31 protein-coding genes are annotated in these 26,514 nt (G+C 38.8%); 3 read left to right on the forward strand and 28 right to left on the reverse strand.

Features of this window, described 5'->3' with window-relative positions:
• The first annotated feature begins 307 nt into the window (after positions 1-307).
• On the forward strand, positions 308-766 hold the full coding sequence (locus AC4PG8_RS05800; protein ID WP_003770608.1) for a MarR family transcriptional regulator: 459 nt from the start codon (positions 308-310) through the stop codon (positions 764-766).
• Positions 767-771: 5 nt separating this feature from the next.
• A complete protein-coding gene (locus tag AC4PG8_RS05805) occupies positions 772-1,131 on the forward strand; it encodes a Lin0512 family protein (protein ID WP_003770606.1) in 360 nt (119 codons plus the stop codon).
• An 18-nt stretch (positions 1,132-1,149) separates the two neighbouring features.
• Here AC4PG8_RS05805 and AC4PG8_RS05810 read toward each other — a convergent pair whose 3' ends face one another.
• From AC4PG8_RS05810 to AC4PG8_RS05905, 20 genes are all read right to left on the reverse strand, one after another.
• Entirely contained in the window at positions 1,150-1,833 is a 684-nt protein-coding gene (locus tag AC4PG8_RS05810; protein ID WP_185540381.1) for a type 1 glutamine amidotransferase, read from the reverse strand.
• A gap of 78 nt (positions 1,834-1,911) precedes the next feature.
• A complete protein-coding gene (locus tag AC4PG8_RS05815; RefSeq protein ID WP_185540383.1) occupies positions 1,912-2,499 on the reverse strand; it encodes a hypothetical protein in 588 nt (195 codons plus the stop codon).
• Positions 2,500-3,008: 509 nt separating this feature from the next.
• Positions 3,009-3,944: a ribose-phosphate diphosphokinase gene (locus AC4PG8_RS05820; protein ID WP_003765526.1), complete on the reverse strand. Its 936-nt coding sequence runs from the start codon at positions 3,942-3,944 to the stop codon at positions 3,009-3,011.
• A gap of 139 nt (positions 3,945-4,083) precedes the next feature.
• Positions 4,084-5,355, reverse strand: coding sequence for a PTS galactitol transporter subunit IIC (locus AC4PG8_RS05825; RefSeq protein WP_003765524.1), 1,272 nt, complete (start codon positions 5,353-5,355; stop codon positions 4,084-4,086).
• Positions 5,356-5,369: 14 nt separating this feature from the next.
• A complete protein-coding gene (locus AC4PG8_RS05830; protein WP_003721293.1) occupies positions 5,370-5,663 on the reverse strand; it encodes a PTS sugar transporter subunit IIB in 294 nt (97 codons plus the stop codon).
• Positions 5,664-5,678: 15 nt separating this feature from the next.
• The gene (locus AC4PG8_RS05835) at positions 5,679-6,725 is read right to left on the reverse strand and encodes a galactitol-1-phosphate 5-dehydrogenase (RefSeq protein WP_185540385.1); all 1,047 of its coding nucleotides are present in this window, start codon (positions 6,723-6,725) and stop codon (positions 5,679-5,681) included.
• Positions 6,722-7,372: a ribulose-phosphate 3-epimerase gene (rpe, locus tag AC4PG8_RS05840; protein WP_033533373.1), complete on the reverse strand. Its 651-nt coding sequence runs from the start codon at positions 7,370-7,372 to the stop codon at positions 6,722-6,724. Before rpe ends, AC4PG8_RS05835 begins: the two co-directional genes overlap by 4 nt.
• A 10-nt stretch (positions 7,373-7,382) precedes the next feature.
• Positions 7,383-7,781: a hypothetical protein gene (locus tag AC4PG8_RS05845; RefSeq protein ID WP_033533374.1), complete on the reverse strand. Its 399-nt coding sequence runs from the start codon at positions 7,779-7,781 to the stop codon at positions 7,383-7,385.
• Between the two features lie 16 nt (positions 7,782-7,797).
• The gene (locus AC4PG8_RS05850) at positions 7,798-8,265 is read right to left on the reverse strand and encodes a PTS sugar transporter subunit IIA (protein ID WP_185330594.1); all 468 of its coding nucleotides are present in this window, start codon (positions 8,263-8,265) and stop codon (positions 7,798-7,800) included.
• Between the two features lie 27 nt (positions 8,266-8,292).
• Positions 8,293-8,895, reverse strand: a complete 603-nt coding sequence (locus AC4PG8_RS05855) for a KpsF/GutQ family sugar-phosphate isomerase (protein ID WP_033533376.1) — start codon at positions 8,893-8,895, stop codon at positions 8,293-8,295.
• Between the two features lie 3 nt (positions 8,896-8,898).
• Positions 8,899-10,959 (reverse strand): BglG family transcription antiterminator, encoded by a 2,061-nt coding sequence (locus AC4PG8_RS05860; RefSeq protein WP_492170133.1) that lies wholly within the window; start codon positions 10,957-10,959, stop codon positions 8,899-8,901.
• Positions 10,960-11,068: 109 nt separating this feature from the next.
• Entirely contained in the window at positions 11,069-11,719 is a 651-nt protein-coding gene (locus AC4PG8_RS05865; RefSeq protein WP_160464225.1) for a transaldolase family protein, read from the reverse strand.
• Positions 11,720-11,725: 6 nt separating this feature from the next.
• A complete protein-coding gene (locus AC4PG8_RS05870; RefSeq protein WP_160464226.1) occupies positions 11,726-12,394 on the reverse strand; it encodes a ribulose-phosphate 3-epimerase in 669 nt (222 codons plus the stop codon).
• A complete protein-coding gene (rpiB, locus tag AC4PG8_RS05875) occupies positions 12,391-12,840 on the reverse strand; it encodes a ribose 5-phosphate isomerase B (RefSeq protein ID WP_160464227.1) in 450 nt (149 codons plus the stop codon). The genes AC4PG8_RS05870 and rpiB overlap by 4 nt, the downstream gene beginning before the upstream one ends.
• A 166-nt stretch (positions 12,841-13,006) precedes the next feature.
• Entirely contained in the window at positions 13,007-13,231 is a 225-nt protein-coding gene (locus AC4PG8_RS05880) for a DUF896 domain-containing protein (protein WP_003721282.1), read from the reverse strand.
• A 74-nt stretch (positions 13,232-13,305) separates the two neighbouring features.
• Positions 13,306-14,265, reverse strand: coding sequence for a DMT family transporter (locus AC4PG8_RS05885; protein WP_492170134.1), 960 nt, complete (start codon positions 14,263-14,265; stop codon positions 13,306-13,308).
• A gap of 185 nt (positions 14,266-14,450) precedes the next feature.
• Complete coding sequence (locus AC4PG8_RS05890; protein WP_492170135.1) at positions 14,451-15,044, reverse strand: SGNH/GDSL hydrolase family protein; 594 nt, start codon at positions 15,042-15,044, stop codon at positions 14,451-14,453.
• Positions 15,045-15,140: 96 nt separating this feature from the next.
• The gene (aroD, locus tag AC4PG8_RS05895; protein ID WP_492170136.1) at positions 15,141-15,899 is read right to left on the reverse strand and encodes a type I 3-dehydroquinate dehydratase; all 759 of its coding nucleotides are present in this window, start codon (positions 15,897-15,899) and stop codon (positions 15,141-15,143) included.
• A 65-nt stretch (positions 15,900-15,964) separates the two neighbouring features.
• On the reverse strand, positions 15,965-16,840 hold the full coding sequence (locus AC4PG8_RS05900) for a shikimate dehydrogenase (protein WP_003770572.1): 876 nt from the start codon (positions 16,838-16,840) through the stop codon (positions 15,965-15,967).
• A 99-nt stretch (positions 16,841-16,939) separates the two neighbouring features.
• A complete protein-coding gene (locus AC4PG8_RS05905; RefSeq protein ID WP_492170137.1) occupies positions 16,940-18,934 on the reverse strand; it encodes an oxidoreductase in 1,995 nt (664 codons plus the stop codon).
• A gap of 197 nt (positions 18,935-19,131) precedes the next feature.
• Between AC4PG8_RS05905 and AC4PG8_RS05910 the strand changes: the two genes are divergently transcribed.
• The gene (locus AC4PG8_RS05910) at positions 19,132-20,025 is read left to right on the forward strand and encodes a LysR family transcriptional regulator (RefSeq protein ID WP_492170138.1); all 894 of its coding nucleotides are present in this window, start codon (positions 19,132-19,134) and stop codon (positions 20,023-20,025) included.
• 38 nt (positions 20,026-20,063) lie between these two features.
• Here AC4PG8_RS05910 and AC4PG8_RS05915 read toward each other — a convergent pair whose 3' ends face one another.
• The 8 genes from AC4PG8_RS05915 to AC4PG8_RS05950 form a co-directional block, all read right to left on the reverse strand.
• A complete protein-coding gene (locus AC4PG8_RS05915) occupies positions 20,064-20,792 on the reverse strand; it encodes an NUDIX hydrolase (protein ID WP_267650535.1) in 729 nt (242 codons plus the stop codon).
• Between the two features lie 91 nt (positions 20,793-20,883).
• Positions 20,884-21,054: a 50S ribosomal protein L32 gene (gene rpmF / locus AC4PG8_RS05920; protein ID WP_003718584.1), complete on the reverse strand. Its 171-nt coding sequence runs from the start codon at positions 21,052-21,054 to the stop codon at positions 20,884-20,886.
• Positions 21,055-21,118: 64 nt separating this feature from the next.
• Positions 21,119-21,694, reverse strand: a complete 576-nt coding sequence (locus AC4PG8_RS05925) for a nitroreductase family protein (protein ID WP_003770564.1) — start codon at positions 21,692-21,694, stop codon at positions 21,119-21,121.
• 169 nt (positions 21,695-21,863) lie between these two features.
• Entirely contained in the window at positions 21,864-22,229 is a 366-nt protein-coding gene (isdG, locus tag AC4PG8_RS05930) for a heme oxygenase IsdG (protein WP_003721271.1), read from the reverse strand.
• Between the two features lie 85 nt (positions 22,230-22,314).
• Positions 22,315-22,860, reverse strand: coding sequence for a VanZ family protein (locus tag AC4PG8_RS05935; protein WP_185521116.1), 546 nt, complete (start codon positions 22,858-22,860; stop codon positions 22,315-22,317).
• 80 nt (positions 22,861-22,940) lie between these two features.
• Entirely contained in the window at positions 22,941-23,420 is a 480-nt protein-coding gene (locus tag AC4PG8_RS05940) for a GyrI-like domain-containing protein (protein ID WP_003770546.1), read from the reverse strand.
• An 88-nt stretch (positions 23,421-23,508) separates the two neighbouring features.
• Positions 23,509-24,612: a dual-specificity RNA methyltransferase RlmN gene (gene rlmN / locus AC4PG8_RS05945; RefSeq protein ID WP_003725208.1), complete on the reverse strand. Its 1,104-nt coding sequence runs from the start codon at positions 24,610-24,612 to the stop codon at positions 23,509-23,511.
• A 150-nt stretch (positions 24,613-24,762) separates the two neighbouring features.
• Positions 24,763-26,463: an oleate hydratase gene (locus tag AC4PG8_RS05950; protein WP_070753620.1), complete on the reverse strand. Its 1,701-nt coding sequence runs from the start codon at positions 26,461-26,463 to the stop codon at positions 24,763-24,765.
• Between the last annotated feature and the right edge of the window lie 51 nt (positions 26,464-26,514).

Below are 26,514 nucleotides of genomic sequence, written 5' to 3' on the forward strand. Positions count from 1 at the left end.
GTTTGATTTGCTTTAATATTCATATTATTCAGTTTATAATATTTGTAAATCGCTTTAAATCAACAAAGAAAGCGTTTTATTTCTCAAAAAATAAAAGATTGAAAATTCTATTAACGTAACATTTTGTACACAAATACGGGTTTGCAAATACTAATATTACACTTTCTGTTTCCAATTTATTTAAAAACTTATCAAATTCAGCTTAAAAAACAAGCTTTTTTTATTGTAAAAAAGTAGTGCGCTTACCATCATTCCTTCGCCCTATTTATGCTATACTGTTGATATTGACAGAAAAAGGGGTATATTTATGAACAATGAGCAAAACATGAATCAACAAATCGCTTTATTTTACTTCGGCTATAAAGCATTTACAGAGACCGCTGATTTAATTATTGCCAAACATTCACTAAAAAGATTACATCATCGCATTTTGTTCTTTACTGCACGGATGCCTGGACTTACGATTAACGAACTTTTAACCTTTTTAGAAATATCGAAACAAGCCTTACACCAGCCACTTGCAGAGTTAAAAGATCGCGAACTTCTTACAATTGAACAAGGCACTCGCGACAAACGCCAACGCTGTATTTTTTTGACCACAGCGGGTAAAGAATTAGAAAATGAACTTGGCGCTGCACAGCGAAAACAGATGGCAGAAATATTCGCTAATTCCTCTGATACTGATGGCTTACATTTTACCGAAGTGATGGAAGGCTACGCAAAAAATCGACCTGGTGCAGCTTTAATAAAAGACTTTAAGGAGTGACAATGATGGAACAAATTTTATTCATTCAAACGGGCTTTGGTGTAGATGTACACGGCCAAAATATAACTAAAGCGGCTGAACGCGCTGTAAGAAATGCGATTTTCACTAATTCGATGCCCGGGATTCAGGGGCTCCTTCCAGAGGGCGATTTACAAAACATGGTAGTGAATATCAAACTAGCTTTACCATGCGATGCCGATAAATTAGACGAAGATACTATTCGCGCAATTATCCCTTATGGTACGGTAACAATCGAAAAAATGGCTGGCGGCATGATGACAACAAGCGGCATTTTCTTGGAAGATAAAGAAGACAAGAACGATTTAATGTATATTGTCAACGCTTCTGTTGAAACTGGATATTAAGAAAAAACCATCTGATTTTTAGTCAGATGGTTTTACTTTTATTAAATAGTCCAAAATAGCTTCTAACATTTGCTTATTATCCCGAGGAACACTTTTAGCTCGCATTAATTCGATGCTTTGAACGTATTTACCTGGTGTGATAAACTCCTCATCAATTTGCAAAATAGTCTCTATTCCAGCCTTTTCCATTTCAAAATGAAATTGTAAACCGATAATATTTTCTCCGTATATAAAGCCTTGGTTTAAGCAGCCTTCGCTAGCAAACAAACGAGTAGCACCATCCGGCAACGAAAATGTATCTTGATGCCAATGAAATACGTCGAGCGATTCGGTAAAAAACGCTAATTTTTCCGATGTTCGCTTAATAGGAAACCAGCCGACTTCCTTTTCTTTATTTACCGTAATCATACTGCCAAAAGTCGCTGCAATTTGCTGAGCGCCAAGACATACGCCAAATACCGGTTTATTTTGCTCACTTAATCGTCTTATCAAGGCCCTCTCTTCCACTAACCAGGGAAATTCAGCTGTATCATTTATCCCCATCGGTCCTCCAAGCACAATTAAAAAATCCGAGTCTTTTGGAACATGTTCATTTTCTTCAAATAACGTATGTATCTTTAACTGATGCTGATTTTCTCTCGCCCAATTCGCTATAAGTCCAGGTCCTTCGTGCGGCACATGTTGCAATACATCAATAATCAATTTATCAGCTCCCGTCATTTTTTTCTATTATGACGGAATTTTAGGGTTTCCGCAACTAGGCTAAACCATTTGCCTTTTTTACTTTGAATCTTGATATTTTTCGAAAACTTGTTGTTTGATTGCTTGGTAATTCTTTACTTCATCCTTACTTTCGGAAATAAAATCGTATTTTTGAACTTCGCCAAGTTTGTCAAAATCTGCCAGAACGCCTTGTTTTTCTTGGAGCTTTTCACTGAATTTACCATAACCCATGCTAACTATGGAACTTACTTTATCGTCACCCTCGTTTAGAAACAAGGTATATTCTTCATTTTTTTCAAGTGCAATATAGTTTTCAACCGCGACATATTTATCATTACTTAAATACCACGGTTCCGAAATATTTACTTTTTCGCCTTTGTTAAAATTACCTTTGTAGTTTTTTAAAATCTCTACTTCACTAATCGTACTTCCATTTTTACCGATGTCTTTATTCTGTAAAAATTTCACTTTAACAATAGAATCACTGTTCGCTGTTAGTTCCTCCAAATTTGCCGGAATAGTGTAGTCCGCCCGTATAGAAATCGTCTTCGAAATGGCAGTTTCTTTCGTTACTCCTTCGTTTTGTGATGAACACCCATATAATAAAACTGCGAGTAGCATAAGTGGCATTAGAACTTTTTTCATGTTGATGTCCTCCAGATTATTTAGTAATTTCTTTAAAGCCGCTTCCTACATTTCACATTAAGTAACTAAAACCTTAAAAACACAAACAGTAGATAACGCATATCAGTTATTTACATTTCACAATAAGTAACTAAAACTGACTCTAAAAAACACTCGTTTCGCAAGAATGTGTCATTTACATTTCACAATAAGTAACTAAAACACTTGAATTTATTCGAGATATGCTTACTAAAACAAAATTTACATTTCACAATAAGTAACTAAAACCCGTGCGCTTTTCTTCTTACTCCCATCTTACCTCAAAAGGCTGTTTCTGTCGACTTGTTCCAAATCAGATAAAATCTACTTTTGCCAGCATACTTTTTCAAAGCAAATATCTCCAAACTCCGCTTCCTCCAAGCATTCACAAATTTCTGTCGGTCTTCAGTGTTTTTTACGTTACTGCTGGTCGATAGTTTACTAAAAACAAAAAACAGCAACTCTATTAGTTACTGTTTTCTACTTATCCTTTAAAATAACGGATGCAATGAACGGTTTTCTTGGACGCCTTCGATTGCGCGGCCTAGGATGCGGCCGATGGAGATGGTTGTTAGTTTTTCGAATTGTTTTTCTTCTGGAAGGTCGATAGAGTCGGATGTAATGACTTCTTTGATTCTTGAGTTTTGCAAGCGTTCAGTCGCGTCTCCAGCCATGACTGAATGGGTTGCGCACGCGATTACTTCTACTGCCCCTTTTTCAAGTAAAATGTCAGCTGAGGTTGTGGCACGTACACCGGTATCAATAATATCATCGACAACGATTGCGACTTTGCCTTTCACGTCGCCGATAACGCTCATAATCTCATCTTCGTGCGGTCTTGGTTTACGATTTAAAATGGCGATTGGCGCATTTAATCGATCAGCAATTCTACGTGCACGAACAACACCACTATGATCTGGTGCGACTACAACGACGTCCTCTTCACCGTATTTTTCAATCAAATAATCACCGATAAGTGGAACTGCTGAAAGATGATCGATTGGAATATTGAAAAAGCCTTGAATTTGAGCTGCATGCAAATCAACTGTAATTAAACGATTTGCTCCCGCACGTTGGATTAGGTTTGCCATTAATTTGGCAGTAATAGGTTCTCTTGAGCGTGCTTTTCTGTCCTGACGAGCATAGCCATAATAAGGCATAATTATATTAATTGAGTGCACGGAAGCGCGTTTTAAGGCATCTACCATGATTAAAAGTTCCATTAAACGTTCATTTACGTTTGCATTCATTGATTGAACAACATACGCGTTAGTCCCGCGGATACTTTCCTCAATATTAATTTTCACTTCTCCATCACTGAACTTCTGGAGCTCCACCTCACATAAAGGTATATCTAGATAATCTGCAATTTTTGTCGCAAGTGGTCTCTCACTCGTCACAGAAAAAAGTTTCATTTTGCCTGTCATTGCTATCTCCTTCCGCCGTACTAATTTCTTCTCCTTATTATTATATAGAACTGTCTGAGGGTTGTCTACTAGCTAAAAATTCTTCCCGGAAATAAAACAAGCATTAGCGCGAACTAATGCTTGTTTCACTATATTGCAATTAAAGAATGCCGCCGAACCAATGAAGTCCGTAATATACAATCCAAGTATACCACTGAGTCCCTACAGCTAGTGAAGTTACTTCTACAGCATCTTTTGGTATATTATAGCCGATTTGACCAGCAAGTTCCGTCATCAGTGGTGCCGCTGCGCCTGATAGGTAGAGGGTAATAATGACGATAACAATACCTGTGAAAATCCCTCTAAACAAATTACCTTTTGAAGGAACAATGGCAAAAATCATATAGAATGGTAATGCCGTTAAATCAGCTAAAGGTAATACTTTATTGCCTGGTAAAATGAACGCTAAGATTAAAGTAATTGGAATCATTAAAAGTCCAAGTGAAAGTACAAATGGGTGTCCAATCCCAACCGCTGAATCTAGTCCGATGAATAGTTCGCGACCTGGAAAACGTTTTTCCATGAATTCATGGGCAGCTTCTGAAATAACTGTAAGTCCGTCCATTAAAAGCGAAACCATCCGCGGAATAAGTACTAAACTAGCTGCAATTGTTACTCCAGTTTGCAATACTTGGCTTAGTGGCATTTGCGCAATTGCTGCAAGTCCACCACCGATAATTAAGCCCATCAGCATCGGTTCGCCGAAAATACCTAACCGGGTTTGAACTTTCTCTGTGGACCAATTGATTTTCCTAACGCCAGGAATTTTTCCAAGTAGCCAGTTCATCGGATAACCAACAAGGGCCCACCCAGAAGTTTGAATTTGTGGTAAGGAAATTCCATCCAAACCTAATACATCCTCTACATCTTTTTGCGTCCAGTCAGCGATTTTGAAAATAATTGCCATATTAATAATCGAACTAAGAATCGCAATAATCATACTACCAGTTGTTAAGTAAAGTGCACTCGCGATAAAAAGCGGCTGCCAGTAATTCCAAATATCTACGTCCATTGTTTTCGTCCATTTAAAGGCAATCATTAAAATATTGGTTGCAATAATTGCTACAAAAACAAATGGTACTACTTCAGTTCCCCATGCGAGTGACGAGCCAACTCCCCAACCAATATCCGTCGCTGTTAATTTAAAATTATAGTTCTCTACCAGTGCTTTTGTTACTGGTGTAATGGTCGTTAACATAAGTGAAGTGATAACGCCTAGCCCAACAAACCCAACACCAACCGTTAGCCCCGCTTTAAAAGCTACACTAATTTTTTTGCGGAAAATCACACCTAGAATGGTAATGATAATTGGCATCATAACTGTTACACCAAGCCCGATAATATATTTAAAGAAATCTAGAATAATATCCATTTTGTGCCCTCCCTTTAATCTTGAAGTATCGCGAGTATTTCATCGATTGTTTCTTGTTTTTTTAGGCCTGTTAAAAATGATCTTCCAATGACAACTGGTACATCACCAACATCACCTGTAACTGTTGTTGAACTAACAATAATGTCTGGCTTAGATGTGCTTACTTTTGATGCTACTTCTTGAACCGTGCATTGACTAATTTCATATGGAATGCGCTTTTCGTCTAGTACTGCACGCACTTTTTTGGAAATAACAGTGGAAGTCGCAATTCCTGTCCCACAACATACATAAATTCTCTTCTTTTTCATCTTAAAATCCCCCTATCATTCTGGGAAAAATAGTACTTTCCCGAAAAATTCATTTCTTTCATAGATTCGCTCAAAAACTTCTGGTCCTTCAGCAAGTGAAAGACGGTGTGTAATCATTGGCTCAATGTTGATTTGTTTGTTAGCTAGGAAGTGAATGGTTGTTTGCCACTCTTTTCCTGGAAATGGTGCGGAAATTGCGTTCCATGAACCCCAAACTGTAAGCTCACTCCGCACAATTTTTTCAAAATAGAAACGTTCGATTGTTACATCGGCATATGGAATTCCTAGGAACACGACGCCTCCACCTTTTTTCGCATAGGCAAAAACTTGAGCGGATGTAATGGGTGATCCCGCGGCTTCTACAACTAAATCAGCATTTAAACCATCTGTATGTGCTGCGACTACTTCTAATGGATCTTCTTTTAATGAATTAATAACTACGTCTGCTCCCACTTCTTTCGCAAGAGCTAACTTTTTATCGTCTACATCAATTGCAATAACTCTTCTTGCCCCAAAAACTTTTGCCCATTGAATTGCTAGCAAACCGATATTGCCGCTTCCGACAACGACGACATCATCGCCTGCTTGTAATTTCGTATGATAAAATCCATGAACGACCACTGCGGAAGGTTCTACAAGTGCAGCCGCTTCATAATCTAATTCGTCTGGTATTTTTACTACATTTTCTGCTGGAAGTTTGATATACTCAGCATAGGCTCCAGGATGTCTTGCTCCGATTACTGTTAGCTTCCGACAGCGGGCGAATTCGCCTTTTTTACAGTATTCACACTCTCCGCAATAGAGTGCTGGGCATCCGGCAGCCCTATCACCAATTTCAATATCAGTTACCGCACTACCAACCTCAATAACTTCCCCTGAAAATTCGTGTCCCCACACCATTCCCGGTACATACGGACCAAGTTTACTGTATCTCGAAATATCTGATCCGCAAACTCCAACCGTTTTTACTTTCAAAATAACATCATCTGGCTGTTCGATTGTTGGCATATCTGCGTCTTCATAACGCAAATCTCTTTTTCCATATAATTTTAAAGCTTTCATTCTGTTAAAACTCCCTTCGATAACTTTTCCAAATTCGCTTCGATATCGCCTTCAAATAAATAAGATCCTACGACGATTAAATCTGCGCCTGCAAGTGTACATTCTTTCGCAAGTTCGGCATTTACTCCGCCATCTACTTCGATTTGAATAGGACGATTTCCAATATACGCTTTGGTTTTTCTGATTTTTTCTAAACTTGATTGGAAGAATTTTTGACCACCTAAGCCTGGATTTACAGTCATAAGCAAAATACAGTCAATATCATCTAACACGTATTCTAAAGTGCTTGGTGGTGTACCTGGATTTAACACAACTCCAGCGCGCACTCCGTAACTTTTAATTAGTTGAATTGTACGGTGCAAATGAGTTGTTGCTTCTTGGTGAACAGTAATCATATGTGCACCAGCTTCCACTAATCTTGGAATATAACGATCTGGTTCATACACCATCATATGCACATCAAATTGAAGTTTTGTGCCTTTTTTCATCATTTTGATTTGATCTGGACCAAAAGCGATATTCGGAACGAACGAACCATCCATCATATCTACATGTAATAAATCGATGCCATTTTTCTCTAGGACTTGTAACTGTTCATTAATTCTGCCAATGTCTGCTCCAAAAACAGACGGAACTATTTTTGCCACTATTATCACCTCAAGATTGAATTTCTATGATTTTTTGTAACTTTTCTTTGTCACTTAGTTTTAATTTTTGCTGACTAAAATGGAGTAATTTAGTTGATTCTGGTGCGTTTCGGGCAGATTTCACCCAAAATTCATTGCGACTTGGAACGAGAATATACCATGGTAGAGCTTTTTTCTCTGTTTGCCACGCTGCATGTAATTCGTCCAGCTCCCACGTTTTCATTTCTGCTAACTGACTCATTTTTTTCGGTAAGTAGTATGCGAGTGTCCATTTGGCATATAAAATTGTGGTGGCGTAAATCATTACTACGAACATGAAAATTAGCATATTCCCTTCAATTAAATTAACGATAAATCTACCAGGGCTTCCTATTAACCAATCTACAAAGCTTGCAAAAAAACTCCCCATTTATTCCCGACCTCCCTTAATTATTATTAGAAAAATGTTCTATTGCTGAGAGAACATCTCCCGTCTCTTGCGCTTTAAGTAAGGTCGTCATCACCTCCTCGTCTTGAATAAGTTGAATAAGTGTTTGTAGCATATCTAGTTGTTCGTCAGCACTCCTCAGCGCCATCATAAAGACAATTCTCACATCAATTGCTTCGTTATCAGAGGCCATTTCGATAAAAGAAACTGGTTCTTTAAGTATCCGCACAGCAATAACTGGACGAATAACGTGTTCACTATCTGTATGTGGAATGGCGACTCCAGCATGAGCGGTTAGTAATCCCGTTGGAAAAACTTTTTCCCGTTTAATTACGGCGTCTTTGAAACTTGGCTTTACAGCGCCTACTTCACACAACTGTTCAGCCATTTCCGTAAGTAATTTTTCTTTATTTTGTTCGTTTGAAAAGCGAACCATTTCTTCTTTAAAATATTCTAATACATCCAAATTGCATCCCTCCGACTGGCTGCTTGTTTATTTATTTAATAATTTGTTTCCAACGGCACCACCAGGATGGATGACTGAAAACTGCTCTTTTGTGTAATTCATATAGGTCATTAAGCAAACAATTATTGCATCAAAGCTTGCAATAACAGCCATTGTACTTGCCGTTGCTAACATATTAAAAGGATCTGGTTCTTTCTTTACACTTACTGGGAAAAAGATATCTGCTTCGTTGGCGATAACAGATTCTGGGTTTTCTGTTACACCAATCAATGTACTCCCTTTTGTTTTACAAGCAGGAATTAAATTAAGTAATTCGCCTGTATTTCCACCTTTTGAAATGAGAATCAATATATCTTCTTTTTGAAGTACACCGAGAGTCCCGTGCACAGCATCTGATGGGGTTAAAAAGACTGCCGGACGTTCGATACAGTTGAAAGAATGTACTAATTTTTTCGCAGCGACGCCAGAAGTTCCACAACCAGCTACGACTATTTTCCCTGTGCACTCGGCGATTTTTTCAACAGTTTTAACGAGTGCCTCTTCACTTGTTACTTCCGGCAAACGGGAAATCGCATTTGCTTCTTCTTGCCATGTTTGGTGAATATTATCTAAAATAGCTTGTTTATCCAAAATTTATTCATCCTCTCTAATTACTAATTGGTTGATTGTTTGCATGACTTTTTCTTTCGTTACATTTTCGAGCAAATCATCTAAAATTTGGTGATTCTCTGCTAAATGAACGATTTGGTAAAGAGCTTCAATGTGTTGTTCTTTATCCACGGGCGCGATGACTATTACGAAATGAACTTGTTCGGTTTCTGAAAAATATACACCATTTTTCACGACTAAAAGAGACATAGCGAGTCGATTTACCCCTGCATTAGGCATTGCGTGTGGAATGGCAATATCTTCACCGATAATAATGTACGGATCGTGGAATTTATGGTTATCAATCATGGTCTTTACATAGTTCGCTGTAATTGCTTGTTGCAGTAACAGCGGCTGACTCGCTAGACGAATCGCTTCTTGATAGTTTTTAACATCCTCACAAATCATGATGTTATCTTCGGTGATTAAATCATGTAAATAGACTTTTTTCACACGTTTATTTTCATTTGTAGCTGTATTCGCTGACAAAATATCAATGATTCCATCTCGTATTGCATTCGGATCATTTATATCGGCGTTACGTTCTACGACTTCCATGATTTTATCAATGTTTGTGAGCTGATTTCCCATCCCGAAAAGATTTTGTAGCACTTGTTGCCTTAGTTGTGTTTTTTCAATATCGTTCATAAACGGTTGAACAACAAAAACATTTTCGCCATCTTTTAATGGAATAGAAGAAAAAACAATATCAACTTCTGCTTTGAAAAAGGCGTATTCACGAACAGATATAGTTGGATAAAAATGAATTTCTGGGAATAGTTTTACTAAAATATTTTCCATAATTTTTGAAAAAGTAACCCCGCTCGGGCAAAGAACAATCGCGCGTTTTTGTTTATGATAAATATCATTTTGCGGAATCATATCGCTCCCAATGAACAACGAAATGAAGAATATTTCACCTGCCGGAATTTCGCGACCAATAAATTTCGCAAGTGGATCAAAAGCTTCTTTAACAATAAAGTTAAGCGCCTCGAATTCCTGATTGAATTTTTCATAAAGTGTATCTTCTAAATTCATTTGGTATTTAATCCGGTAATAGGCTGGTTTTAGATGTAAGAGTAATTTTTCAATTAAGATATGTTTGTTTTTAAGTGAAACAAGTGCTTTTTTCTCGAATAGGTCTAAGCATGTGAGGACAACTTTTTCCAAGTCTTCTGTTAATTTTTCAGTTAAAATTTCGCCGGAAAAAATGTTTGTTGTAAGAAGTTGTAATGTGATGAAAAGTCGCTCTTGTTCTGGAACTGGGCCAGTTTTTTCGAGTAAAATATCGGTAATGTGGTATTCTCGCGTGTCTGAAAGTGATTTCTCGTCAATATGAAAAGCAGTATCGATTAAACGCCGGTCTCTGATTCTTAAGAACATCACAGATAGCAAATAGGGTAGTAATTCGATTTGTTCATAGGTGAATTTTATTTGCATCATCGCTTCTGCTTCTTCGAGTGTGCGGCGAATTTCCATTAGTTGGACTTTTTCAATCCCTGAATACGATAGGAAATAGTGCTCTCCTCGAAACATCTCTTTCACGCTACTTACAACTTGTGTCAGAACCTTGCGCAGTTCCCACTCACTGCCTGCCAACTGATAACCCGATGCTCTGCTATAAGTGACCGTTGTTTCTTTAGGAAGTAATTTTTGCGCTACTTTTAAATCACGAAGAATGGTGTTTTTGCTTACTTGAATCTTCGTTGTAAAATGGGCGAGGGATAGTTCTTCTTTTGCTGTTAAAAGCATCAGCAAAATTAAATTGGCACGTTCATTTTCGGAAGGTAAGTATTCTACGCTTGGATCTCGAGTTTCTTTCTCAGAAAATAGCGCTGTAAGCTCTGGTTCTAATATAAATCTGCCGTTTTTGGAACGCTTTACTTCTGGATAATTTTTCCACTTGAGCCATTCGTTTACTTTCTGAAAACTATAGCTGATTTGGTAACGCGATAATTTATACTTTACTTCGAGTTGTTTATTTGTAATGTTCGGATTTTTTATGACTTCTTGAAATAGTGTTTTACTTCTGTTATCCAGATACATGCGTCTCCCCCCCTTTGATAGCCTAATTATAGCATAGGGTTTGGCGCTTAAGAATGCGCTTTCATCACAAGTTTTCTCCACACACTTCCACAACATGAGAAGGAGATTGTTAATTTTCGTACAATGTAGCATCTTTATTAAAGACACGAATTGCTTCTAATGCTAAAACTTTGTTGGTCATTTGCGAATAAATTTCATAAGGAACGGTTACCGTATCTGCGCCGTTTTCATAGGCTTGCATTACTTGTCCGCTATGTTTAAAGCTCGCTGCCATAATTTGTGTTTTAAGTGCCTTTTTATCAAAAAAATGACGCATCCCAGCAATTTCTTTAAAAGGATCGATGTTCGCTGCGCTCATCCTATTCACATATGGGGCAACAAAATCTGCGCCAGCCAAGGCAGCCGCGATTGCTTGATCAGCCGAATAAATAGCAGTTCCTAAGATTTGAATGGTTTTATCCTCTTTTTTGAGTGTATCGATCACGTTAATACCAGCCTCATGTGCCGGAATCTTAATAGCTATTTTGTCTTTCCCAAACATCGCTAGTAACATGCGTGCATCTGCCAAAATTTCCTCATAGCTAAAACCAACTGTCTGTACAAAAACTTGTTTATCCGTAAATTCTAAAATACGATTAATCGCTGTTTGTCGATTGCATTTTTCTTTTACTAAAATGGTTGGGTTCGTAGTAATTCCTTTAAAAATGGAGCTGGTTTGAATTTTTTTCACGTCTTCTAAATTAGCTGAATCTAAATGCATTTTCCCTCACCTTTCTTGGATAACTTCTCTGAGTGGCGCTAGTTTTTCTGTATAACTACCTGCCTTGTCGTTAAATAATGCGGCTGTTCCAACGACATAGACATCTGCGCCAATTGGTTCAAGTAACCGGACTGTTTCTTCAAAAATATTGCCATCTACTTCAATTAATGGTTTATTGGTGTGGCTTTCAAGCTCTTTTTGAAGTTTTTTGATTTTTTCTAGTACATGATGCTGGAATTTTTGTCCCGCGAACCCAGGGTTAACGGTCATCATTAAAACCATATCGACTTTATCTAAAAATGGATAAATCTGTTCAATGTCTGTATCCGGGCTGATGGCGATGGACGGTTTGATTCCTAGCGCACGAATATGATTTATAGTCGCATCGACATCAGGTGAAACTTCTACGTGGAAGGACATATAAGCTGGCTTTATCGCCGCATACAAATCCACAAATTTATCAGGATTCACTGTAGCTAAATGAATATCAAGCAACATATCTGTATTGTTTTTTATATCTTGAAGGACATAGGCGCCCATCGCTGCATTTTTTACAAACACACCATCCATCACATCACAATGGAGCATCTTTACGTTTGCTTGTTCGAGTGCCCGGAGTTCGTCAGCGAGATGAAGCGAGTCTGCGCACATAATGGAAGCCGCAATCATTTTCATTCAACTCCCTCCTGTTCCTCAAGCTCTGCCAATTTTGCAAGCCTTGTCATATGCCTTCCACCTTCAAATTCCGCCGCAAGCCAGGTATCAAGTAAGAGTAACGCCAGACTATCGCCAAGAACACGTTCACCAAGACAAAGAACATTACTGTTATTATGTCGCCTAGTCATCATCGCTGAAAAAGTGTCTGAAACGACAGCAGCACGCACGCCTTTTATTTTGTTGGCTGCGATGGACATCCCAATTCCTGTTCCGCAACAAAGTACACCTAAACTATTTTCGGTTGCAACGAAGTGCCCTACTTTAGCGGCGTACCCCGGAAAATCGACGCTTTCTGTTGAATAACAACCAAAATCTTTCACCTTGTAGCCGCTTTCAATTAAATGTGCGCGAATTTTTTCTTTTAACTGAAATCCGCCATGGTCAGCTGCAATTGCAATTTCCATGTTATCCTCTCCTTTCTCATTTTGATTGTAGCACCAGTATTTCCGAAAATGTTAAACTGTTCGTCACCATTTTTCTCTACTCGACTCCGCAAGATGGTAAATTAGCTCTGTCAACAAAAAAAAGGCTGAAAAAGCAATGAGCTCTTTCAACCTTCTATGACTTATATTAGCCTCTTAATTCGGCTTGGATTTCTTTTAGTTTTTTAGGAGTTACGTCGTCTCCAAGTGGATCAATAATTGTTACGTGATGTAAATTATCTTGAACAGTTCCTCTAATTTTCTTCAAATATTCTTGACGAAGGGCAGCTTGTCTTTCTTTTTCAAAAGCAGTTAATCCTTCACTTTTTTGTTTTGCAGCAAGTTCATTAATATTTTTTAATAACAATTTCATGCTATCCCTCCTATCATTATCGAGTTACTTTTAATAAGTAACTAACCAAATTATAATATAAAGGTCAATAAAAGTCAAACTTCTTTTTCGAGCAGCTTTTCAGGATTGCGTACTTTTGTTTTTTTGCGTTCATAAATAAGCTCCATTAATGCGCCCGAACCAAGCAGGACGCCAATAATGATAAAAACGAACCCGACTAATTGTGGAATTCGAATTGCTTCTCCGAGGAAAAGTAATGCGCCAATTAGCGAAAATAATGGATTGAAATTCATAAAGATAGCCGAGCGTGATGGCCCAATTTTCCCAACCGCATAATTATAAACGAAATTACCAAAGGCCGTTGCGACCACAGCTGAAACGACAAACAAGAGCCATAGTTTCCACGAATGAACGGCCACTAATTCTGACACGCCCCCCGGCTCCATGAAGCGACTTAAACCAAACAACATAACCGAACCAAGAAATAACATGTATCCCGTCATCAGACCCGTATCCATTGATCCAGCGAGCTTTTTAATAATAATAAAACTAAATGCTTGGGAAGCCATCGCGATAAAGATGTCTATATCTCCCAATGAAATCCCGCTTATCCCCGTCCCATTAGAAAGAACAACCAAACTCACGCCAAAAATCCCTGCTAAAAAACCAACCGCGCGCCATGCCCCAATTCGTTCACGGAGAAATACCACGGAAAAAATCGCCACCACAATCGGCGCCGAACCAAGAATAAGCCCAGCATTCGTCCCAGTCGTCAGCTTCAACCCGTTCGACAAGAAAAAATGATGAATAACAATATTAAAAATACTAGCGAGGAAAATCAAGCCAAATTCCCGCTTTGTAGGCAGACGTAATTTTTTGGTGATAAATAAAATAATAATAACGGTAATCGCTGCTGTGAAAATCCGGAAAGATGTCATCGTAACTGTCGGAAAATAGCTAACTAATACTTTCGTCATCGTTACGTTAAAACCCCAACTCGCCATCACTGCAATTAATAAAAAATAAAGTCCTATTGGTGCTTTTTCTTTCTGCAAAGCAAACACTCCTTTTTTATAGAAAAATGCCCCTTAAATTACTTTAAGGGGCATTTCATAGCGTCATTTTCCGCAGCCTTCCACAAAGCTATAACGCGGAAAATGGGGCAGTGATACTTAAGTCACTGCTTGTAGGCTCATCGCATAGACCCAACTATAGCATGGATAAATTTTTCTGTAAAGCGTTATTTTGTAAACTCTAGCCAAATGGAGGCAATAGCTTCATGTCCTGCTTTGGTAGGATGTACACCGTCCTCAGCTAAATAAGTCGGCCCATGTTTGATAGCGAGGGCGTTCATTAGCCCATCAAGCGGAATAAGCGTCGCACCAAATTCTGCCGCAAGTTCGCGCACAGCTCCAATTTTCGGATCTAAATCGTCGCGCCACTCTTTCCGGTCTTCCGGATATGGTAATACAAACGGCTCCATCAAAATCAGTTCCGCATTTGTTTCTTCTTTCAATCGGCTCAAAATCACGCGATATACTTCTTTAAACGCCGTCACAGAAGTATCTTCCCATCTGCTAAAACTAAACCACGTATCATTTATCCCAATCATAATCGTAACTACATCTGGTTGAAGTGAAATTGCATCCGCCTCAATACGACGATGCAAATCCGCTACCCGGTTCGCACTAACACCTCGATTTATAACCGTTACATCTTCTTTCTGAAGTTGGTCTGCAATCATTTTCACATAACCATGTCCTAATTCGCGGTCATTTTCAAAATCGCGCCCAGCATCTGTCACACTATCACCTAAAAAAAGTAACTTCTTCATTTAGTTCCGTCTCCTTTAAAATTCCTGATGCCTTATTATAACAAAAAAACCTTAAACTTAGACGATTAATCTAAATTTAAGGTTTTTCGAACTTCATTAAAATTGTTTATGCAGTAAATCAAGGACATGACGTAACTCATTAACATCAATTTGACCAGGCGCCGATGCTTTTTTCGCAGCGCCAAATGTCATTGCCGAGCCAAATACTTCGCCAGCAAGACGACTGATAACACCAGTTCCAGCCATCGACATCGTAATGATTGGTTGATTAGCTTTTTCAGATACAGTATTCGTTGCATCTAATAAAGTTAGTACATCTCCAGCAGATTTTGGCATAACAGCGATTTTCGGAAGGTCCGCGCCGAGTGCTTCCATGCGAGTTAAGCGAGAAACAATTTCTTCCTTCGCAGGTGTTTTATCAAAATCATGGTTCGATATCACTACTTTTACATTGTTTTTGTGGGCTGTTTCAATTAAACGTAAAACATCCACTTCTTCATTGAAAAGTTCCACGTCAACTAAATCAATTTTGCCAGTGCCAGCTAGTGTTTCATTTAATTCAAAATAAAATTCATCACTAACAGCTAACTCGCCGCCTTCTTTTGCACTGCGGAAAGTGAATAAAATCGGTGTTTCTGGCAAAATTGCGCGAATCTCATCTAGCGCAGCTTCCACTTTAACTAAATCTTTTACGTCTTCATAAAAGTCAACGCGCCATTCGACAACGTCCAAATCGATTGTTTTTAACATTTCTGCTTCTTCTTTAAGAGCAGCAACCGTTTTACCGACCATTGGTACACAAATTTTTGGCGCACCTTCACCAAACGTAACATTCTTTACGACTACTTTATTCATGTATAATTCTCCTCATTCGATATTATGTCTTAAGATTAGCGATAACCTTGTTCTTTTGCAAGTTTTTAAAATAGGATTTCTTTAATGTAATCAACTGGCATTTCTTTGTGTGTCCAAATTTCGAAAGCTTTCGCACCTTGCCAAAGCATCATGCCTAAGCCGTTAAGTGTTTGACAGCCTTGTTCTTCAGCGATTTCCAGCAATCTAGTTTTAGTTGGTTTGTAAACAACATCCGAAACGATTAATTCTGGACGAAGCATATCTGCACTTGGTAGAAGTGTTTCGCCTTCGAAAGGTTTCATCCCAACGCCAGTCGCATTCGTGAAAATCACACTTTCAGCGATTTCTTTACGTAGTTGTTCATGATCTTCCATATCAAATAATTGTGCTTTACAATTTGTTTTTGTATTGATTTTTTCTACTGTTTTTTCAGCATTGGCATAAAAATCGTCTTTTCTGTTGAAAATCGAGATTTCTTTCACGCCATCAAGAGCTGCTTGGATGCAGATAGCTGTTGCGGCACCACCAGCGCCACAAATCGTCATTTTTTTACCGATAATGTCATGACCGGCTTCTTTTAACGCACGCATATAGCCAGTGCCGTCCGTGATGTGTCCAGTTAACACGCCGTCATCATTAACAACTGTGTTTACTGCCCCTACAAGTTCAGCCGCTGGAGAAAGTTTATCTAAGTATTTATGAATGTTTGTTTTGTTAGGCATAGAAACGTTCCAGCCGCGTAAGTTCATTGCGCGGAATCCTTGTACAACATCTTTCAGTTCTTTGTCTCCAACTTCAAAAGCAAGGTATACATAATCAAGCCCTAGTTTTGCAAAAGCTTCATTGTGCATTGTTGGTGATAAACTGTGTCTGATTGGAGTGGCGATTAACCCGATTAATTCTGTGTGTCCTGTGATTCTTTCAGTGATTTTGTTTGTCATAATAACATCGTTCCTTTCCAAGTTAAAGTTTATTTGTGAAAATGTGAACTTATATAAAGAGCGAATCTGGCAAAACGGAATCCGCCTTGCCAGTTCGGCTTACAAAGAGCCTATTTTTTCTAATGTAGTTAAAATATTTCTTCCTTCGCGAACGCCTTCCAAGATTTTTCTTGTCGCTGCGCTGTCGCCAATATTTACGATTTCAATTTGTTTTTCTTTTCCGTATGCCGCAAGTTCTTCCATAAGTGGGCGTTCTGGTCGCATTCCTAGGCAGACAAAGCCATAATCAAATGGAATCTCGGCGTCTACTCCGTCATGCTTCACTTTGAAATGATCGGCTGCTACTTCTGTTAATGCCGTTTCTGTTTGCACATCGACGTGGTTTTTCTCAATAATATCCATCATCGAAAGTCGTGTAATCATATCCAAGTCTTTTCCAAGGATTGGCATCATTTCTACAATTGTAACATCCGAGCCGCGTTCTGAGAAGTACTCGACCACATCAAGACCAACTGCACCACCGCCGATAACTGCGACTTTCTTGTTACTAAATTCGGTAAAGTCATCGATATTCGAAATAAGTCCGAAAATCGAATGAACCTTACTGCCTTCTTTGTCAATCACGTCGAGCAAACCTTTAATTGGTGGAAGTAATGGTTTGGATCCTGTGGCATTTACAACCACATCAGGATTAAATGTATCAATAAGCGCAGTATCAGCTTTAGTGCCTGTAATAACTTTTAAATTGGTTAATTTTTCTGCTCGGTTCGCTAAATAATTAGAGAAATCGGCAATTCTACTTTTATCTGGAAGGTTGGCAATAGCTCGCGCCAAGCCACCAGTTTGTTCATTCGCTTCAATTAGCGTTGTGTTACAGCCAACTTCGGCCGCCGTACAAGCTGCTTCAAGTCCTGCTGTTCCGCCGCCAATTACGACAACATTGGTAGGATGAGTCACTTTTGTTTCTTTGTATTTATCTTCATGAATAATATCTGGATTTACGGTACAACGGATTGGCTTCGACTTCGAAATCCGATGATCCGCGCAACCGATATTACAAGAAATACATTTTCGAAGCATGTCTTCTTGACCAGTTGCCACTTTGCTCACCCAGTTAGGCTCAGCGATTAAGCCACGTCCCATCGCAAGCAAGTCCGCGTATCCTTCTGACAAAATTTTCTCTGCCGCTTTTGGACTGCGAATGTTACCGGAAGTAATCGTTGGTTTGTTAAATTTATCTTTCACCGCTTTTGCAAGGTAGCTTCTCCAGCCATCTTCTAAGTTCATTTGGTCAATTTGCAAGTATAGGTTGTCATTAATTGCCGCTGATACATTCAAAATATCCGCTTCTTCTTGGCAATAATCTAGCAGTTCCAAAATATCTTCTAAATGGTTGCCGCCTTCTGTAAATTCATCTGCACTAAAACGCAGCACGATAGGGAAAAACGGACCAACTTCTGCGCGTACTTTTTCTAAAATCAGTTTGACAATACGGGCGCGATTTTCTGGCGAGCCACCAAATTCATCTGTTCGTTTGTTATAAAGTGGCGATAAGAATTGGCATAGTAAGTACGAGTGTCCGCCGTGGATTTCGACTGCATCGAAGCCGGCTTGTTGGGCGCGTCTTGCAGCATCTCCGTATTTATTTACGATTTCATAAATTTCTTCTACTGTAAGCGGGCGCGGTACAGTACCACCTTTTTTAGATGGAATATCTGATGCGGAAACTGGCTGAAGTCCATTCAAACGTGCTGGATAAGCAGATGCACCGGCGTGGTTGATTTGGATGGATACACAAGTTCCATGTTTATGAAGACGTTCTGTTAATTTGTAAAATCCAGGAATGTATTGGTCATTATCGATTCGAAGTTGCGTTGTTCCGTTTGTCCCATAAGGAAAATCTACACAAGCGTTTTCAATAGTGATTAGACCTGTTCCACCTTTTGCACGTTGTTCGTAGTAATTCATATGTTCTTCTAAAAATTCGCCATTTAATCCAGCTAGGTTTGTCCCCATTGGTGGCATTATCACACGGTTTTTAATGGTCATTCTTTTTACAGTTAATGGTTCAAAAATACTCGGATAATCTGTCATAATAAGCCTCCTGCGACTATAATCTCAGCAAATGATTTGTTACATTATTCACGTTCAATAATGCACAATCTTATTTCTCTTTCATTATAAGTCAGGAATAATTATTAATCTAATGTATATTTTTCGATTTATTCATAGATTTTTTCTATATAATCGCTTACAATAGAGTTATCAAGGCATTTCAAGGAGGTAGTTTCATGAATTTGCGTCAATTATACTATTTTAAAAAACTGGCTGAAAAAGAGCATTACACTATTGCAGCTGCCGAATTATCCATTACCCAGCCTAGCTTAAGCCATTCTATCGCAGAACTTGAGCGCGAACTTGGTGTCTACTTATTTGAAAAACAAGGCCGCAATATTCGTTTAACTAAATACGGTCGCTTTTATTTAACTTATGTGGAAAAATCCCTCGCCGAACTAGAAAAAGGCGAAAAACTTTTACACGAATTAACAAGCCCATCGCACGGAAATATTGATTTAGGGTTTATCTATACAATGGGTGCACACACAGTTCCAGAACTCGTCCAAAATTTCACCAAAGCTGAAAATCATAAAGACATCACGTTTTCCTTTTACCAAGGGGCGACAAAATCAATTATTCCTGATTTAAAAAATGAAAAATTCGACCTAGCAATCTGTTCCTACGTCGAAAATGAACCCGATATTGAATTTTTGCCATTAACGAAACAAGAACTGGTGATTGTGGTTGCTGAAAACCATCCGCTTGCTAAGTATGATTCAATCGATTTAAAAGATACCGCAGCTTATTCGTATATCTTCTTTTCTGACACAAGTGGCCTCAGACCTCTAATTGATTCTCTTTTTGCTGAAATAAATATTCAACCTAAAATCGGCTGTTATGTTGAGGAAGATACCGCAATGGTTGGGCTTGTGAGTGTTGATTACGGTATTTCTATCATGCCAAAAATCTCATCTCTCGCGCATTATAACGTCAAAGTACTCTCTATCAATGAGCCAAAACATGAGCGTTTCATTTACTTAGCAAGCTTGAAAAACCACTACATTTCACCCGCATCCAAAGCTTTTAAAGATTTCGCATTACGCTACGGTGAAAAACATTTCCTATAAAAAAAAGGAGCCAACCAAATCGGTGGCTCCTTTTCTATTTAAAAATAAATACTTCCCGCTTCAGCATCTGCATTAAATCTGTACAGATCGCCAACTTTTTCTAAATACGGTAGATACTCGATATTCTCCATAAACTCTACCTCATCCGGTAAAATTCCCGGCTTTGTGCAACCATCCAACGTTTGGTAAAGTAGCTCTGCTGAAAAAGTTTCCGGCAAGAAATCGCGAATCGCCGTTGTCAGTAAAAATTCTTCTGTAATTGCACTAAACGCTTTTTTCAGCATGTCTAAATGGTCAAAAGCAAGTGGCAATTCGAGTGCTTCTGTCATTGGAAAAAGCCCGATTTCGGCTGCATCATCGCCAGCCGCTCGTTTTTCCAAAGCTTCCGGTGGCACAATCGCATAAAACGCCCGTGAAATAATCCACCCGCGCGGATCACGACCAGGCTTATCAAAGACACCAAACGGAATCAGCGGAATATTTGTCAAACTTGTTTCTTCTTCTAGTTCACGTTCAGCAGCTTGGTCCGCAGATTCATTTTCATCGACAAAACCGCCGGGAACTGCCCATTTCCCGCCTTCCATATTTGGTTTTCCTTCCGCGTTTGTAAGGCTTCGTTTAATTAATAAAATATGTAATGTTGGTTTTTCGTTCAACTCTTTTACTGTAGTTAAAATCATATCGCTCGTATAGCCATCTGGTGTACGAAATTCTTTTGCATTATAATTTTTCAGCGCATCTTCTTTGTTCACAAATTCTTCTGTCATGTCAAAATCAGACTCCTTTTTGTGTATTTAGCTCTTTCCATTATAGTATCACAAAAAAAAGAATTTGTTCCAATCGCTGGAACAAATCCTCTTATTTTTCGATAATTGTGCGACCTTTATAAGTGCCGTCTGGTGAGATGCGGTGTGACATACGGTATTCGCCTGTTTCACTATCGCGACTCAAACCTGGTGCTGTTAAGCCTTTATGCGTACGGCGCTTGTTTTTCTTCGCTTTGGACGTACGTCTAGCTGGAACTGCCATCTTGCTCGCCTCCTTATTTCTTACACTTGTACCATTGTAACGCTAATCACACGAAACATCAATCTTACAAATCCGCTAAATCCTTCACCCATTCATTCAAAGGACGGCGCGGTTTTGCTTCAGGAACTTCGGCTAAACTAGTTAAATGCAAAGTTCCGACAATTTTTTGCTCAGAAGGAATACCTAAATCTTCCGCAAACTTCGCATCAAAAATAAATCTATTCGACCGCCAAATCATCCCAATTCCCGCTTCCCAGCCAAGTAATTGAATGTTTTGGATAAATGCACTAGTTGCCCCGATTGATTCGAAATCCTTTTTCCCGTGACCAATAATATTCGTCGTCACAATGAGTAAGTAAGGCGGCGTAATAATTTTCTTCGCATAGCCTGCTTTTAAATCCGCAACCTCTGCTTCAGAAAAACTAACCCCTTGTTCGCGCTCATTAAATTCGATGATTTTCTCGATGTAACGCTCTTTTTCAGCAAGTGTATGCAATACGTATACATTCCACGGCTCTACTTTGCTATGAAAAGGCGCATAGGCAGCTTGCTCTAAAATGGTGTTCACTGTTTCTCTTGAAATTGGCGCGTCGTTCGCTTTTTTAATGCTGCGACGTTCCATAATTGTTTTTTCAATCATTCTTAATTCCCCCTTAAATGATAAACGTTATCATTTAGAGAATTATAGCATGATTGGATTGTGGGTTGCTAGTAAAGGGGCTTTTGGAGAGAAAAACACTGTATTTATTTTCTCATCTGAAAACAAAAAAACAAGCCATCTACCTCGAAACGGCTTGTTCACTCACTTCTTATTTTTCAACAATCACAGGGTTTTGCACATGAACCACTTCAAAACGAGCGATTGCATTTCCTACGATGCCTTTGCGGTCTTCTCTTTGTTCTCTGGTGTCTTTTGTTCTGCCGTGTGCTTTTTTGAAGGAATCGCTTTTCACCCAATTGCGTTGGGCTTCTTCGCTTTCCCATTTGCTTGTTACGACTACTTCTTCATAGTCTTTGTCTTCTGGTTTGCTGTGCCATAGTTCGAAGCCTAGGAAACCTTCTACTTCTGCAATATCTTTTGTTGGATGTCCGTCGCCATTTGCGCCTGTGAACTGACGGATAACGTGCTCTGCTGCGCCTTTTTCTACCTTAATCGTATTAGTTACAATAATCATTCTTAAATCCCCCTTGGATAATTGTATTGTATGTATAATAGGCTAGTTCCTTCCATTATATTGATAATGATTCTCAATGTCAATTTTAGGAAACGGGTTTAGGGCGGTTATTATTCGATTTAAATGATGAAAAAATGAGCCAAGCGAGTACATATCCTGAAACGTTTAAAATAACATCATCTATATCAGTAACATTATTTGGATATTGTGTGATTAAATTTAAGATTCCTTGACTAATTTCGATAACTAAAGAAATTCCCAAAGCTAAAACTATATTTTTTAAAACAGAAATATTTTTAAACCGATTAATATAAATAGCAAATGGAACAAGTAGGACTACATTACCTAAAAACTGGATCATTAGGTGTAGATTTGGGATGTTTTTAAGATAAAATAGTATGGTTTGGAAGGGAATTATTTGTAAGTAAGCCTCTAATGGATAGGTTTCTCCGGCAGCTGTTAGATTAAACGGCAATAAAACTACTTCTGTTAAAATAGCCAAGTACGCTACAAACATGTAGGAACCTAAAGCGGATTTTGAAATATTGAATTTTTTAAAGCCTAAGTATACTAGTTCAAAAACAACTACAAATAAGATGGTCATTGGGATTGAGAGTGGAATTGTGGTCATTAAATCACCTCTGTTTATCATGATGTAAAAATAGCACAAAGAACAAATTTGAGTATCCGCAAATTTGTTCTTGTTAATAATTATTCTTTTTCAACCACCGGAATCCAAACTTCGGAATAATAATCAGCGGCAGTTGTGTCGCCTTCTGTGTAGACTTCTAGTTCTGGAGCATTTCCGTGGTTGTAGTTACTTGTGTGGAACCATTCGCCGTAAATGTATTCCCACACTTTTTGAATGGAGCTTGGTAGTGGGCCGACTGATTTGAAGATGGCCCATTTGCTTGCTGGGATGGTTAGTTTTTCCATGTCTTCTGGCGGAGTGAGTTCGGATTCAATCGCGATATAATAGTCCATTTTGTCGCCGTTCATTTGGCAAACGCCTAAAATACCGTCAATTGTTGCAAATTCAGCTAATTCGTTGATTCGTTCGGCATCGCCATTTGCGTTTGCTTCTTGCCAAAATTGGCTGATTTTTTCTTTTTGCGCATCATTTTCAACCGAAAAAGTTCGTTTTTTTCCGACCGCTGTAAAAGCATTTCGTTCGACAATTTCTACTTCCATGATTTTTGTCCTCCTTCAATTGCTTTAGGTACCTTAAGTATAAACAAAAACTATCCAATCTCCAAATGGAAACCAGATAGTTTGAATATTATTCTTCTGCTGCTGCTTGTTTTTGTTTCATCCGTTCGCGCACGCCAACTCGTTTGATTTGTTTACTACGAAGCTGGCCACACGCGGCATCAATATCCGTCCCGTGTTCGCGGCGAATAACGCAATTAATACCATTTTTCTTCAGCGTATCATAGAAAGCAAGCACGTCTTCTTTTGTACTACGTTCATAATCGATATGCTCGTCCACCGGGTTGTAAGGAATTAAATTAACATAAGCTAAATGACGATGTTCGCCGAGAAGTGCCGCAAGTTCGAGCGCTTCTTTTTTGTGGTCATTTACACCTTTTAGCATAATGTATTCAAAAGTGATTCGGCGGTTAGTTTTGTTAACGTAATAATGGATTGCTTCCATCAATTTCTCAATTGAATATGTCTTGTTAATACGCATAATGCTCGTCCGCAGTTCATTGTTTGGCGCATGAAGGGAAATCGCTAAGTTGACTTGGAAATCTTCATTCGCGAAATCAATAATGCGCGGTGCAAGACCACTTGTCGAAACTGTGATATGGCGCGCGCCGATTGCTAGACCTTTGTCATGATTAATCACACGCAAGAAATCCATCACATTATCATAATTATCAAACGGTTCCCCGATTCCCATTACAACAACGTGACTCACGCGTTCTTCCAAATTACGTCCATCCAGATAATGCTGTACATTCATAATTTGTTCCACGATTTCACCAGCAGTTAAGTCGCGACTTTTTTTCAAAAGCCCACTCGCACAAAAAGTACAGCCGATATTACAGCCAACTTGGGTCGTTACACAAACCGACAAGCCATATTCTTGCTTCATCATCACGGTTTCAATTAAGTTCCCGTCACTCAGCTTAAATAAATATTTCGTCGTGCCGTCTGTAGATTCTTGTACTACTTGTTCTTCTAAAGTGTTCATTACAAAATTCGCTGTTAAAAGTTCAATTGTTTCTTTTGGAACGTTACTCATTTCTTCAAAAGTTTTGACACGTTTTCTATAAAGCCAGTCCCACACTTGTGTCGCGCGGAATTTCTTTTGACCGTGTGCCTCTAGCCATTCTGTTAATTTTGTCCATGTTAATCCGTAAATGGAGCTCTTTTCCATTGTTCAGCCTCTTTTCAGGTCTTGTTTTCGTCTATAAAGATTATAGCTGTTTTATGGTTCACAAGCAATGCTATTTCGTAAATATCAGTCGTTTGTCCTGTCTCGCACTAAAAAAGTAGCTATTCTGTCACAAATAGCTACTTTCTCACTTTATCTAAACATGGTTTGGGTTGCTTTCGCTAGCACTTTTGGATCACGATTATGTGGTGTTACTGGGCAGATTTTTTTGTCAATATCAAGTAACGTATACACGGCGATTCTAGCGGCGCGAACGGAATATTCTTCGGTGAAAACCATATCTTTTGGAATTTCCACAAATTGGCTAATCATCGCAAAGTTTGTACTACCTTCTGGAACAACGGCCGGACGATCACTCATTGCCCGTGGTTCAAATTGCGCATCGATATATGGCATGTAGCACGGAATTACATTGATAATATCCGCTTTAATTTCTTCAAAATCGTCTTGCCAATTCAAATGACACATTAATTCATATAAAATTTCTTCCCCAGTACATTCTTTCATCGGTTTTTTCACGAAATCACCCACGCGGTCTGGATATAATCCGTAACCCCAGAAAATCGTAGTGTTTGCATCTTGCGCTTTAAAATGAGGTTGTGCGGCAACAACCGTACTCATTAACCAATTAGAATCTTTGAAAGTCATGAGCGCACCACTTCCTGGAATGTTCCCTGTGAAGCGTTCAATGCGTTTTAATAATTTATCGCCATGACAAGTGACGGTAAAACTTTGCCAGTTTGTTTCTTCTTCATGACCGAAGAATGGCTCTGGATTGCCTAAATTTGGTTTCTTTTGAGCGACTTTGTACCAAAGCTCACCAGAAATTGGTTTTTCTTCAGGTTTTGGCGCTGGTGTATTCATATCACCAAGAGTCGCGCTATCTGTCATACAAGCATTCGTCATAATCACATCATCATCCGGACCAAGTTCGATAGTGGATCCATCCGATAAATGAAGTGCTGTTACTGTAATTCCAGGCGCATCTTTGAAATCAATATCTTCCACCGTTTGATTAATCGTAAAATCAACATGGTGTTTATCTAAAAATGTTTTTAAAGGTAAAATCAAGCTTTCGTATTGGTTTAGAGGCGTTCTCGTTACACCTTCTAGCGTATCAATCCGACTAAATTCTAACATCATCCGATTCATATAACGTCTAAATTCAAACAAGCTGCTCCATTTTTGGAAAGCAAAAGTGGTTTGCCACATATACCAAAAATTCGTTTCGAAAAAGTGTTCGTCAAACCAATCACGTATCGTTAAATTATCCAGTTTTTCTTCCGGAGTAGCGAGCAGTTTCGTCATCAACATCCGGTCATTATTATTAAATCCCATCGAATGCGCATCAAGGATATTGCGATCTTTATCAACTAATCTCGCTTGCGCATGGGTTGGATGTAAATGGTCAAAATTCAAAATTTCTTCAGTCACACTAAAGTTCGGCATATCAAGAGATGGAATACTACTAAATAGATCCCAGAAATTTTCATAAGTTTCTTCATTTAACATCCGACCGCCGCGACAAACAAAGCCATGTTCCACGCTTCCGGCTCCATCATTACTTCCGCCTAAAATATGCATTCCTTCAATAATATGAATATTTTTCCCATCAAAATTGGCATCGCGAATTAAATAAACAGCTCCAGCCAAACTAGCAATCCCGCCGCCGACGAAATACACTTGTTTGTCGCCGTAATAGCGCGCTTTAATTGCTTCATCCACTGCCCGTTCTTTTTCAGCGGCCTTTTGTTCAGAAATTTTCTTTGCGGCAATACCTGTCCCAATTGCAGCCCCAGTTAGAGCGACTAGCGTACGTTTTTTATTTTTCATCACTATCTCCTCCAATTTCTTGATACAGATAGTATACCTCGCCTCGTTCGC

The sequence above is a fragment of the Listeria sp. MAN/IMW/UF555 genome (assembly GCF_058684075.1).